Source organism: Streptomyces sp. NBC_01077 (assembly GCF_045162855.1).
In the GTDB taxonomy this organism is placed as follows: Bacteria; Actinomycetota; Actinomycetes; order Streptomycetales; family Streptomycetaceae; genus Streptomyces.
Window position 1 is genome coordinate 5,851,943 of the sequence record NZ_CP108669.1, and the last position, 13,240, is coordinate 5,865,182.

The following is a 13,240-nucleotide window of genomic DNA, read 5'->3' on the forward strand; positions in this document are numbered from 1 at the left end:
GGCCAGAATCGAGCTGTGAGCCGGACCACATGGCCCGGTTCGCGTGCTGGAGCGACGGGGAACGACGGGGGACGACGGGAGGCAAGCCGTGAGGACAGCGACACTGGGACCCGCCGAGCGCGCCGAAGCGCTCGCGGCCATGGCCGAGCGCGAGCTGGACGTGCTGGTGGTCGGTGCCGGAGTGGTCGGCGCCGGGACGGCCCTCGACGCCGTCACGAGAGGGCTCTCCACCGGCATCGTCGAAGCCCGCGACTGGGCCTCCGGCACCTCCAGCCGGTCCAGCAAGCTCATCCACGGCGGCCTGCGCTACCTGGAGATGCTGGACTTCGCCCTGGTCCGGGAGGCCCTCAAGGAGCGCGGACTGCTCCTGGAGCGGCTCGCCCCCCACCTGGTGAAGCCGGTCCCCTTCCTCTACCCGCTCCAGCACAAGGGCTGGGAGCGGTTCTACGCGGGCTCCGGCGTCGCGCTCTACGACGCGATGTCCCTCTCCTCCGGGCACGGCCGCGGCCTCCCCGTCCACCGGCACCTCTCCCGGCGCGGTGCGCTGCGGGTCGCCCCCTGCCTCAAGAAGGACGCCCTCGTCGGCGCCCTGCAGTACTACGACGCGCAGATGGACGACGCCCGCTTCGTCACCACCCTCGTGCGCACCGCCGCCTCCTACGGCGCCCTGGCCGCGAGCAGGGCCCGCGTCATCGGCTTCCTGCGCGAGGGCGCGCGGGTCGTCGGCGCCCGCGTCCAGGACGTCGAGGCCGGCGTCGCGTACGAGATCAGGGCCAAGCAGATCGTCAACGCCACCGGGGTGTGGACCGACGACACCCAGGCCCTCATCGGCGAGCGCGGCCAGTTCCACGTCCGCGCCTCCAAGGGCATCCACCTCGTCGTCCCCAAGGACCGCATCCACGCGACCACCGGGCTCATCCTGCGCACCGAGAAGTCCGTGCTCTTCGTGATCCCCTGGGGCCGCCACTGGATCGTCGGCACCACCGACACCGAATGGGACCTCGACAAGGCCCACCCCGCCGCGTCCAGCGCCGACATCGACTACCTCCTGGAGCATGTGAACACCGTGCTCGCCACCCCGCTCACCCGGGACGACGTCGAGGGCGTCTACGCGGGCCTGCGTCCGCTGCTCGCCGGCGAGTCCGACGCCACGAGCAAGCTCTCGCGCGAGCACACCGTCGCCCACCCGGTCCCCGGCCTGGTCGTGGTGGCCGGCGGCAAGTACACGACGTACCGGGTCATGGCCAAGGACGCCGTCGACGAGGCCGTGCACGGCCTCGACCAGCGGGTCGCCCCCTGCGTCACCGAGGACATCCCGCTGCTCGGCGCCGAGGGCTACCGGGCCCTGTGGAACGCGCGGGCCAGGATCGCCGCGCGCACCGGCCTCCACGTCGTCCGGGTCGAGCATCTCCTCAACCGGTACGGCTCCCTGACGGAGCAGATCCTCGACCTCATCGCCGAGGACCCCACGCTCGCCGAACCGCTCCCGGCCGCCGACGACTACCTGCGCGCCGAGATCGTCTACGCCGCCTCCCACGAGGGCGCCCGGCACCTCGACGACGTCCTCACCCGGCGGACCAGAATCTCCATCGAGACCTTCGACCGGGGCACGCTCAGCGCCCGCGAGTGCGCGGAACTGATGGCGCCGGTCCTCGGCTGGGACGACCACCAGATCGAGAAGGAGGTCGAGCACTACGACAAGCGGGTCGAGGCGGAGCGCGAGTCGCAGCGGCAGCCCGACGACCTGACGGCGGACGCCGCACGACTCGGTGCGCCGGACATCGTGCCGATCTGACAGAACGACCGGGTCGCCCGTGCCGGGTGGGAACCTGGGGGGTGCCCCGGGGCGTCGTCATCCCGGAGTACGGACCCGGGGGCGCCACCCGTCCGGAGGTGAGGGACAATGGCCTCTCTTCCAGGGCGGGTTACCGCAGCGCGCGGGAAGCGGCAGACGCGGCGAAGATCAGGGATCGCAGAGGGGACGCATGTCGGAGGCGGAGCAGTCGCGGGACACGGCGAAGGACCCCGGGCGGGACGCCGCCGCGGGGGCCTCGACCGATGGCGACCGAGGAGCGGTCCCGGCCGCGCGTGAGCCCGAGCGGGACACGAAGGACACCAAGGACGCGCAGGTCACACGGGGTGCGGAGGACGCCGGGGAACCGGCTGCCCCCGCGGACTCCGCGGAACCGGAGGACGCGCGGGGCTCGGGCGTCCAGGACGTGAAGGACGTTCAGGATGCCCGGGGCGTCCGGGACGTGAAGGACGTTCAGGACGCGTCCACCGGGCGGCTGCGGGGGACCGAGCCGTCGACCGGGCGGGCCGGGTTCGGCGCGGGCGACGGTGACGGCCAGAGCGACGACCGCCGGTCGGCGCCGAGCTCCGTGCGCGGCACCGGCGGCGACAGGGCGCGCAAGGCCCCGGCCAACGAGGGACGGCTGCTCTCCGGCCGCTACCGGCTCGGCGCGGTCCTCGGCCGCGGCGGCATGGGCACCGTGTGGCGCGCGGTCGACGAGACCCTCGGCCGTACCGTCGCCGTCAAGGAACTCCGCTTCCCCACCAGCATCGACGACGACGAGAAGCGTCGCCTCATCACCCGGACCCTGCGCGAGGCGAAGGCCATCGCCCGGATCCGCAACAACGGCGCCGTGACCGTGTACGACGTCGTCGACGAGGACGACCGTCCGTGGATCGTCATGGAGCTCATCGAGGGCAAGTCCCTCGCCGACGCCGTCCGCGAGGACGGCACGCTCACGCCCCGGCGCGCCGCCGAAGTCGGCCTGGCCATCCTCGACGTGCTGCGTTCGGCGCACCGCGAGGGCATCCTGCACCGCGACGTGAAGCCGTCCAACGTGCTGATCGCCGAGGACGGCCGCGTCGTCCTCACCGACTTCGGCATCGCCCAGGTGGAGGGCGACCCCTCGATCACCTCCACCGGCATGCTCGTCGGCGCCCCCTCGTACATCTCCCCGGAGCGCGCCCGCGGCCACAAGCCCGGTCCCGCCGCCGACATGTGGTCCCTCGGTGGCCTGATCTACGCGGCGGTCGAGGGCAGCCCGCCGTACGACAAGGGTTCTGCCATCGCCACCCTCACGGCGGTGATGACCGAGCCGGTCGACCCGCCGAAGAACGCGGGACCCGAGCTGGAGAAGGTCATCTACGGCCTCCTCGCCAAGGACCCCGCCCAGCGGCTCGACGACGCCCGCGCGCGCGTCCTGCTCCGGGCCGTGCTCGACGCGACCGAGACCGTGCCGGAGGTCTCGCCCGAGGTCACCAGGGTCGTACCGCTGCCGCCGCGCCCCGAGCAGGCACCGGTGACCCCGGCGGCCGACCGGGCCAAGGCGCCCGACGCGTCCGCCGACCGGATGCGGGGTGCCCTGAAGTCCGTACGCAATGCGGCGGCCTCCGTGAAGGCCGAGCCGAAGGCGTCGTCGGCGCCGAAGGCGAGGACGGGGGCGGGAGCCGGCTCCGCGATGCAGCAGGGCGGTGGCAGACCCGCGCCGGCCCGTGCGGCGCTGACCGATGTCGTACCGCGCCGCACCTTGGTGATCATCGCCGCGGTCGCCGTACTCGCCCTGCTCGGGACGATCCTCGCGGTCTCCCTCGGCGGTGGCGACGAGGGCAACCAGGGCAAGGAGAGCGGGGGCACCACGGCCTCGGCCGGCGCCTCGGCGGGCGGTGACGGCTCCGGCGACTCCGGTGGCTCCGGCGGTTCCGACGGCGGCAAGGGCCAGACGCCCGGCGGACCCGGCCAGCAGGGCGGTGCGCAGCCCGGCGACACCGGCTCCGACGGGTCGACGGGCACCGACGGCACGACGGGCTCCACGGGCTCCACGGGCGGGTCGAACGGCAACGGCGTCACGCCGTCCGGCAAGCCCGGCGGCGGTTCGGGTACGCAGCTGCCCGCGGGCTACACCCTCGTCACCAACGACCGCTTCCACTTCTCGATGGCGATGCCCTCGACGTTCAAGGTCCGTTCGATACCGGGCTACAGCGGCGGCGGGATATTCAGCGAGAGCGGCGGCTTCCCGCGCATCCAGGTCGACTTCAACTCCAGCCCGAAGGACGACGCGGCGAGCGCCTGGGAGCTCGGCAAGATCGGCGTGGCCGCCACCAGCAAGAACTACAAGCACTTCGGCATCAGGACGGTCTCCTACAAGGGCTACCCGACCGTCGCCGACTGGGAGTTCGAGCGCACCCAGCAGGGCATGCGCGTCCATGTGCTCAACCGTGGCTTCAAGGTGGACGCCAAGCACGGCTACTCCATCATGATCAGCTGCAAGGCGGAGGAGTGGAACGGCGCGGAGTGCCGGACGCTGCGGGAGACGGCGTTCGCCACGTTCAGCCCCAAGGACTGACCCGTGCGACGTATCGTGAGGGTTCGAGGACCGTACGCAGTCGAACAGAGCCGATAACTGCACGGTGCCGGACCGGAATTGACGGACTCGCGTGATCCCGCCCGATCCCGAGGGATCCGCGGGCCCACGGGGGACAGCGTGCGCGCGTGGGGAGGCGTCGTGGACGACTACGCGGGAAGGGTGCTCGCGGACCGCTACCGCCTGCCGTTGCCGCCGGCGGACGCGGACGCGTACGACCTGGCCGAGACGCGCGCGTTCGACACCTACAGCGGGCAGGAGGTCCTGGTCCGCCAGGTGCCGCTGCCGGAGTTCGTCGACGCCGAGGTGCTCGACGGCGAGGGCGGCCCCGCCGGTCCCTACGGCAGCGCGGGGCGGGCGACCCGCCGCCCGGCCGAGCCCGTCGTGCGCCGGGCGATCGAGGCGGCCCAGGCCGCCGCGCAGATCCCCGACCACCCCCTGCTCGACCAGGTCTTCGACGTGTTCGCGGAGGCCGGTTCGCTGTGGATAGTGAGCGAACGCATCGCGGCCCGGCCGCTGGCCGCGCTCCTCGCCGAGCGGCCGCTCAACCCGTACCGGGCGGCCGAGATCGGCGCAGACGTGCTCACCGCCCTGCGGGCGCTCCACGCCCACGGCTGGGTGCACCGGAACATCACCTCGCGAACCGTGCTCGTCTGCGACGACGGCCGGGTGGTCCTCACGGGCCTCGCGGTGGGTGCGGCGGAGGAGGCCCTCTGCGGATACGCGCCCGTACCGGAGGCGGAGCCGGACACCACCGCGTGGCCGGAACCGGTGGAGGAGTACGGGGGCGGGGGATTCGGCTCCGATGAGTTCGGCTCCGGGGAAGACGGACCGGACGAGTACGGGGCGGACCAGTACGGGGCGGAGGACAGCGGCTCAGGGGAGTACGGCTCCGAGCTGTACGAGGCGGAGGTCTACGAGGACGGCGACGAGCAGGTCCCCTACGGCACGGACGTGTTCGAGGAACCGGCCGAGGAACCGATCGTGGTGACGGCCGAAGGACTGGTCGAGGACGCGGCCGACGGGCCGGTCGACGAGACGGCGGGGGAGTCCGTCGAGGAGTCGGTCGAGCGGACGGAGCCGGCCTACGGGTACGGCTACGGCGACGAGCTGTACGCCCCCGAACCGGCCGCGTACGCCCCCGAACCGGCCGCGTACGCCCCCGAACCCGCCCCTTACGCCGCCGAACCGGCCACGTACGCTGCTGAACCCGCCGCGTACGCCCTCGAACCCGCCTCGGACGGCACCGACTCCCCCTACGGGACCGACCCCTACGGCCGTTCTGTGCCCACGGCGCGCGCCGCCGAGACACAGCCCGCTCCCGCGCCGCCCACCGCCGATGTGCGGGCCGCGCGCGCCGGGGCCATCGCCGCCTATCGGGCCGGCGCGCGCGCCGCCGCCAAGCTCGGTGAGTCCGGGGCCCTGCCCGTGCAGCGCCCCGCGCCGACGGACCCGCCCGAGCCGCCCCCGGTGCCGACCGCGCAGGCGGCGGGTGCGCCCGAGCCACAGTGGTGGGCGCGGGTGGCGGACGACGACGAGGACGACGAGGACGACGGCGACGAGCCGTACGGCGCCGGCCCGCGGTCCGGCCCACCGCCGCGCGCGATGCTGGCCGGCAACTGGAGCGACGGCCCGCACGCCTCGCGCGACGGCTCCGGGCCGATCCCGGCCGGTGGCGGTTCGGGTCCCGGCCGTGGCCCCGTGCTGCCCGGTTCGGGCCGCCCGGCCCTGCCCGCCGGATACACGGCGGCGACCCCGGACCCCGCGCGCCTCCCCGTACCCGCCGGCGCCCGGGAGGGGGCCCTGGAGCCGGTCAGGATCCCCGCCCAGGCGGATCGCGGCCCCACCACCCGGCTCGCCGCCGAACGGGCCCGGCAGACCCGGATCGCGGTCGTCGGCGCCGTCACCGAGCGCTGGGCACCCGAACAGGCCGGCCCCGTCCACGAGAACTGGCGCCTAGCCCCGCCGATCGGCCCCGCCACCGATCTGTGGGCGCTCGGCGCGCTCCTCTACCGGGCCGTCCAGGGGCACGCTCCCTACCCCGAGGACAGTGCCGCCGAGCTCGTCCAGCTGGTCTGCGCCGAGCCGCCCGCCTTCGCCGAGGAGTGCGGGCCGCTGCGCCCGGTCGTGGAGTCCCTGCTGCGCCAGGACCCCACGGAGCGGCCCGACTTCGAGGAGCTGCGCGGCTGGCTGCGCTCCCTCGTGCGCTCGGCTCCGGAGCCGGAGGCCGGTATCGGAGTCGTGCCGCTGCCGTCCTTCGACGAGACACGGCTGCCGATCGTGCGCCGGCGCGGCGAGCTCGTACGCCGCCGGCGCGGGGGAGCGGGCGCGGGCCGCCACCGGCACAAGCGCGGCAAGGACCCGCGTCCCCCGGCCCGCCACGAGGACGTCCCCCCGCGCGAGCCCGCCCCCGTGCAGGCCGACATCCGCGAGGAGTTCCGAGACGATTTCCGGGACGATTTCCGGGAGTCGTTCCACGAGGAGATTCCGCAGCGCGCGTCCAGGGCCCCCCGGGCTCCCCGCGCCGGCCGGTCGTCGTCCTCGCGTCCCCCGGGTTCCCCGAGCTCCCTCGGCCGTACGCTCCTCGTCCTGGTCTTCCTCCTGCTCGGCGGGGCCGTCGCGTACGCCGTCCTCTTCATGCCCGGCGAGGGGGAGACGCCGAGCGCGCCGACCACTCCCACCACCGGCCAGACCCCGCGTACGACCGCGCCCGCGAGCCGTCCGCCCACGACGGCGCCGACCGCCGCACCGCCGGCCACCCCGCGCACCACCCCGCCCGCCGCGGATCCCTCGGCTCCGGCCCTCGCCGCCGGGTACACGCTGCGGCAGGATCCCGAGGGGTTCCGGATCGGGGTGCCGAACGGGTGGCAGCGCAAGCCGATCAACGACGCCGAGCAAGTGCGTTACACCAGCGGCGACTTCACGATGATCGTCGTCCCCGGCCGCGACAGCGTCCGGGACAACGGCTCCGACCCGCTGGAGTACCAGAACGCCAAGGAGCGCGAACTGGAGCCGTGGCGGACGTCGAGCTGGGCGGACGTGGACGAGGTGCGCCGGGTCGACATCGGTACGACGGCGACGGCCACGGGCAGTTACTGGTGGCTGGACAGCACGGGCCGCCAGGTGTTCGTCCGCAATCTCGCCCTGATCCACGGCGGGCGCTATCACGTCGTGCAGGTCATCGGCCCGAATCGCGAGCGCGACAAGGTCTCCGAGATCTTCGACGAGGCCACGAAGGCGTTCCGTCCGGGGCGCTGAGAGGGACGGGGTACGGAGGGGGTGTCCGGAATGCCCATCGACCCCCGGTCACAGTGCTGTTCCTATGACCGCCCCGAGGTTCCGCCGCCCGCACCCCCCTCCGTAACCTGGCATCCGAAGGAACGGGCGGGGGCAAGTGGAACATTCTCAGAGCACAGGGGCGGGGCTGTTGCTCGCCGGTCGCTACCGGCTGGGCGAGTCCATCGGACGCGGCGGCATGGGCAAGGTCTGGCGCGCGCACGACGAGGTGCTGCACCGCGTCGTGGCGGTCAAGGAACTGACGGCGGGCCGGTTCGTGGCGGAGGCCGACCGCCTCGTGCTGCACGCCCGCACGCAGAAGGAGGCGCGGGCCGCCGCGCGGATCACGCACCCGGGTGTGGTGACCGTCCACGACGTTCTGGAGCACGACGACCGGCCGTGGATCGTGATGCAGTACGTCGACGGGCCCTCGCTCGCCGACGCCGCCAAGGAGAAGGGCACGATCGATCCGCACGAGGCGGCCAGGATCGGTCTGCACGTCCTCGGCGCGCTGCGCGCCGCGCACGCGGCCGGGGTGTTGCACCGGGACGTCAAGCCGGGCAACGTCCTGCTCGCCCGCGACGGGCGCGTCCTGATCACCGACTTCGGGATCGCGGCGATCGAGGGGGACGCGACGATCACCCGGACCGGTGAACTCGTCGGCTCCATCGACTATCTGGCCCCCGAGCGGGTACGGGGCGGCGACCCCGGCCCGGCCTCCGACCTCTGGTCGCTCGGAGCCACCCTGTACACGGCGGTGGAGGGCACCTCTCCGTTCCGCCGCACCTCTCCGATCAGCACCATGCAGGCCGTGGTGGCCGAGGAGCCGCCGTACCCGGAGAAGGCCGGGCCGCTGGCCCCCGTCATCGTGGCCCTGCTGCGCAAGGACCCGCAGCATCGGCCGCAGGCGGACGAGGCGGGGCGGATGCTGCTCGACGCGATGGAGGGGCGTACGCCGGAGGCGGCGCAGGCGTACGTGCCGACCCAGCGGGTGGCGAGGGAGGACCTGGAGACGGGGGACGGGACGGGCTCCGTCCTCGACATCGTGACCCTGGGCGAGGAGTCCGAGGGTCCGGGGCCGACGGGCACGTCCCGTGCGTCCACCCCGGCACCCACCGCCCAGTGGCCCCACCCGCCCCAGTCGTCCTCGTCGTCCCATCCCTCGCACCCCTCTCGTACGTCCCGGTCGCACCAGGGGCAGTCCTCCCCGCCCACCGTCGTACCGCCGTCCGCCGCCCCCTCGGGCGGAGACGGCCGCGGCCGCTGGCGTAGCGCCGTCCTGACCGCCGTGCTCGCCGGACTCGTCGCGGGCGGCGCCGTCTTCGCCGCCATGAACTACGCGGGCGGCGACGGCAACGGCGGACGGCCCACGGCCACCGGCCCCGCCCCCACCACTGCCACCCAGGGCACCGGGAACGGCGTCCCGGACGGCTGGCGCCGCGTCGAGGACCCGAAGGGCTTCAGCCTCGCCGTACCGAAGGGCTGGAAGCGGCAGACGGAGGGCGACAACATCGACTACACCCCGGACAACGGGCGCCACCGCATCCGGATCAACGTCGACCCCAGCCCCGACTTCGAGAACCCGTACATGCACGCGCTCGACCTGGAGCGCATCGTGGCGAAGCGGATGGACTACACCCGGGTCAAGCTCGGCCAGACCACCTACCGCGACCAGGTCCGCTCCTCCCTCTGGGAGTTCACCTGGATGGAGAAGCGGGACTTCCCCGGGCCGCGGCACGCGATCGACCTCATGTACTACGCCGACGACGGCACGGAGTACGCGATCTACATGTCGTCTCCGGAGTCGAGCTGGGAGACCACCCGCGAGCAGTTCGACGTCGTCCTGCAGCACTGGCGTGCCCCGGGCGACTGAACCCTTTCGGAAAATCCCCGAACCCCTCCGGGAAATCCCCGAACCCTTCGGAAAATCTCCCAGCAGGACCTCGCCTCAGCCATAAGGCCCTGATCAGGCCTTATGTGCCAGTGATCGCTGGCGCGATGTGTGTCCCCGGTGAAAACGCGTTACCGACGGGTACCCAAAGGGCGGAACGGCGCCTACGCTCGCCCTCATGACGGACTCGCAGGCCCCCGCCGCCCCTTCGGTTCCCGCCGCGCCCGCCGCGGCGACCAATCCGGTCGCGCCGGCGCCCGCCGGCGCCCGCACCGCCGCCGACGTCGTGACGCCCGACGTGGTCGCCCGGCTCACGCGCGGTGTCGTCGGCTCCGGCCGGACGGCGAACCACACCCCCTTCACCGGGGCGAAGCTCGCGGACCTGCCCGAGTCCACCCCCGAGGACGTCGCCGAGGCCTTCACGCGCGCGCGTGCCGCCCAGGCCGCCTGGGCCGCCACCCCGGTCAGGGCCCGCGCCGCCGTCCTCCTGCGCTTCCACGACCTCGTCCTCCAGCGCCAGTCCGAGGTCCTCGACCTCATCCAGCTGGAGACGGGGAAGGCTCGCCTGCACGCCCACGAGGAGGTGCAGGCGGTGGCCGTCGCCGCCCGCCACTACGGCCGCAAGGCCGCCTCCTATCTGCGCGCCAAGCGCCACACCGGCGTCGTGCCGACCCTCACCAAGGTCACCGAGCTGCGCCAGCCGCGCGGGGTCGTCGGGCAGATCGCGCCCTGGAACTACCCCCTCGAACTCTCCGTCGGCGACGCGCTCCCCGCCTTCGTCTCCGGCAACGCCGTCGTCATGAAGCCCGACACGGAGACCGCGCTCACCGCGCTGTGGGCCCGTGACGTGCTCATCGAGGCGGGACTGCCCGCCGAGGTCTTCCAGGTCGTCCTCGGCGACGGCCCGGTCGTCGGCCCCGAGGTCGTCAAGCACGCCGACTACGTCTCCTTCACCGGCTCCACCCGCACCGGCCGCGAGGTCGCCCAGGGCGCCGCCGCCCGGCTCGTCGGCGTCTCCCTCGAACTCGGCGGCAAGAACGCGATGCTCGTCCTCAAGGACGCCGACATCGAGAAGGCCGCCGCCGGAGCCGTCCGCGCCTGCTTCTCCTCCGCCGGCCAGCTCTGCATCTCCATCGAGCGCCTGTACGTGCACGAGTCGATCGCCGACGCCTTCCTCGACCGCTTCGCCGCCCGCACCAAGGCCATGCGGCTCGGCAACTCCCTCGCGTACGGCGCCGACATGGGCTCCCTCGTCGGCGACCGCCAGCTGGAGACCGTCACGAAGCACGTCGAGGAGGCCGTCGCCAAGGGCGCCACGCTCGTCGCCGGTGGCGTCGCCCGCCCCGACATCGGCCCCCTCTTCTACGAGCCGACCATCCTCGACGGCGTCGAGGCCCCGATGGCGGTCTGCGGCGAGGAGACCTTCGGCCCGGTCGTCTCGATCTACCGCTTCCGCGACGAGGACGAGGTCGTCGAGCTCGCCAACGCCACCCCGTACGGCCTGAACTCCTCCGTCTGGACGAAGGACTCGCGCCGGGGCCACGCCGTCGCGGCCCGACTGCGCACCGGCACCGTCAACATCAACGAGGGGTACGCCCCCGCCTACGGCAGCGTGCAGTCCCCGATGGGCGGCATGAAGGACTCCGGTCTCGGCCGGCGCCACGGCTCCGAGGGCATCCTCAAGTACACCGAGGCCCAGACCGTCGCCCAGCAGCGGCTGATGCCGCTCGCGCCCTCCTTCGGGATGGACGACGAGAAGTACGCCGTGTTCATGAGCGTGTCCCTGAAGGCGATGAAGGCCCTGCGCCTGCGCTGAGCCGCCGCTCCGCCCTCCGCACCCCGACTGTCCCCTTTTCGTACGAGGAGAGCCATGACCGCGGTACCCCCTACCCAAAATCAGGACCAGGCGGAGGACGACGCGTACGACTACGACGTCCTCGTCGTCGGTTCCGGCTTCGGCGGTTCGGTCACGGCCCTCCGGCTCACCGAGAAGGGCTACCGGGTCGGCGTCCTGGAGGCCGGACGCCGCTTCACCCGCGCGACCCTGCCGAAGAACTCCTGGGACGTGAAGAACTTCCTGTGGGCCCCCGCCCTCGGCCTCTACGGCATCCAGCGCATCCATCTGCTCGGCAACGTCATGGTGCTCGCGGGCGCCGGCGTCGGCGGCGGCTCCCTCAACTACGCCAACACCCTCTACGTACCGCCCAAGCCGTTCTTCGACGACCCGCAGTGGAAGGACATCACGGACTGGCAGGACGAGCTGCGGCCGTACTACGACCAGGCCCAGCGGATGCTCGGCGTCCGGATCAACCCGACCATGACCCCCTCGGACGTGCACCTGAAGTCCGCCGCCCAGGCCATGGGCATCGGCGACACCTTCCACATGGCCCCTGTCGGTGTCTTCTTCGGTGACGGCCGCGACGCCGTCGGCGAGGACGGCGTCGGTACGGCGAAGGCGAAGCCCGGCGGGGAGGTCGCCGACCCGTACTTCGGCGGCGCCGGCCCGTCCCGGCGCGCCTGCACCGAGTGCGGCGAGTGCATGACCGGCTGCCGTCACGGCGCCAAGAACACCCTCAACGAGAACTACCTCCACCTCGCCGAGAAGGCGGGCGCCACCGTCCACCCCATGACCACCGTCGTCACCGTCACCGAGGACTCGCGGGGCGGCTTCGCGGTGAAGACCCTCCCCACCGACCGGCGGCGGAAGGGGAAGGGGCGCACGTTCACCGCCCGCCGGGTGGTGATCGCGGCCGGCACGTACGGCACCCAGACCCTGCTGCACCGGATGAAGGACAGCGGCCTGCTGCCCCGGATCTCGCAGCGGCTCGGCGAGCTCACCCGTACCAACTCGGAGGGTCTGGTCGGCGCGCAGACCACCGACCGCCGTTACCGCAAGCGGCACGGCAAGGAGAAGGCCGACTTCACCAAGGGCGTCGCGATCACCTCCTCGGTCCACCCCGACGCGAACACCCACATCGAGCCGGTGCGGTACGGCAAGGGCTCGAACTCGATGGGCAGCCTGACCGTCCTCCAGGTGCCCTACGGGGCCCACCGGGTACGCAACTGGTTCCTCAACCTGCTCAAGCACCCCACGCTCGCGGCCCGGTCGCTCTCCAACTGGCACTGGTCGGAGCGGACCATCATCGGCCTCGTCATGCAGTCCCTCGACAACTCCCTGACGACCTACCGCAAGCCCGGCGGCCTCGGAAAGGGCCTGCTCACGGCCCGGCAGGGGCACGGGGCGCCGAACCCGGTCCAGATCCCGGAGGCCACCCGGGCCGCCACCCTCCTCGCCGAGGAGATCAACGGCTTCCCCGGCTCCAACGTCGGCGAGCTGATGGGCACCCCGCTGACCGCCCACTTCCTGGGCGGCTGCCCGATCGGCGCCGACGCCGAGTCCGGTGTCATCGACCCGTACCACCGGCTCTTCGGCCACCCGGGGATCTCCGTCGTCGACGGGGCCGCCGTCTCCGCGAACCTCGGCGTGAACCCGTCCCTGACGATCACCGCGCAGGCGGAGCGGGCGATGTCCTTCTGGCCGAACAAGGGCGAGGAGGACACGCGGCCGGGGCAGAGCGAGTCGTACGTACGGCTCGCGGCGGTCGAACCGAAGTCCCCCGCGGTCCCGGCCGAGGCATTCGGCGCGCTGCGGCTGCCGTTCCTGGGGATGCCGGCGGTCCCGCCGAAGACGGTGTGACCC

The 13,240-nt window shown here is 73.1% G+C and carries 6 protein-coding genes; all 6 read left to right on the forward strand.

All coding sequences use genetic code 11. The features are described from left to right. Nucleotides 1–88: 88 nt before the first annotated feature. The 6 genes from OG462_RS26650 to OG462_RS26675 all read left to right on the forward strand — a co-directional run bounded on the left by OG462_RS26650 (nucleotide 89) and on the right by OG462_RS26675 (nucleotide 13,237). Nucleotides 89–1,795, forward strand: coding sequence for a glycerol-3-phosphate dehydrogenase/oxidase (locus OG462_RS26650; RefSeq protein ID WP_406061339.1), 1,707 nt, complete (start codon nucleotides 89–91; stop codon nucleotides 1,793–1,795). A gap of 190 nt (nucleotides 1,796–1,985) precedes the next feature. Continuing rightward, nucleotides 1,986–4,355, forward strand: coding sequence for a protein kinase domain-containing protein (locus OG462_RS26655; RefSeq protein WP_406061341.1), 2,370 nt, complete (start codon nucleotides 1,986–1,988; stop codon nucleotides 4,353–4,355). Between the two features lie 159 nt (nucleotides 4,356–4,514). Then, nucleotides 4,515–7,631 carry a protein kinase gene (locus tag OG462_RS26660; protein WP_406061343.1) on the forward strand — a complete coding sequence of 1,039 codons (3,117 nt, stop codon included), beginning with the start codon at nucleotides 4,515–4,517 and terminating at the stop codon, nucleotides 7,629–7,631. A gap of 136 nt (nucleotides 7,632–7,767) precedes the next feature. After that, a complete protein-coding gene (locus OG462_RS26665; protein WP_406061345.1) occupies nucleotides 7,768–9,522 on the forward strand; it encodes a serine/threonine-protein kinase in 1,755 nt (584 codons plus the stop codon). A 196-nt stretch (nucleotides 9,523–9,718) separates the two neighbouring features. Further along, nucleotides 9,719–11,356, forward strand: a complete 1,638-nt coding sequence (locus OG462_RS26670; RefSeq protein WP_406061347.1) for a succinic semialdehyde dehydrogenase — start codon at nucleotides 9,719–9,721, stop codon at nucleotides 11,354–11,356. A gap of 54 nt (nucleotides 11,357–11,410) precedes the next feature. Then, entirely contained in the window at nucleotides 11,411–13,237 is a 1,827-nt protein-coding gene (locus OG462_RS26675) for a GMC family oxidoreductase N-terminal domain-containing protein (RefSeq protein ID WP_406061349.1), read from the forward strand. Nucleotides 13,238–13,240: the final 3 nt, after the last annotated feature.